Raw genomic sequence first — 212 nt, 5'->3', positions numbered from 1 at the left:
CGTCGGGACGAAAACATCGAAAGAATCACAGCTCCAACTCGTCAGCAAGAACATTCCAAATCTTCTGAGGGTAATGACAGGCCAGCCGATAAACTTCAAGCTTTAATTCAAGGCTTTAAAAATGACAAAGATGGTACGTTCACAGCCAAAGCATTGGCTGACAATGCCGATGTGGTGGCAAATTTTAGAGATGAGTTGCGAGAGACCTTAAA

Annotated in this window: 1 pseudogene; it reads left to right on the top strand. The window is 43.4% G+C overall.

Annotated elements, in window-relative coordinates:
• Positions 1-212: pseudogene (locus ACTHSP_RS24390) on the top strand (hypothetical protein); the annotation flags it as partial.

This window comes from Neisseria sp. P0001.S005 (assembly GCF_051963715.1).
Note: the sequence above shows the minus strand (reverse complement) of the source record. Positions and strands in the feature narration are given on the sequence as shown.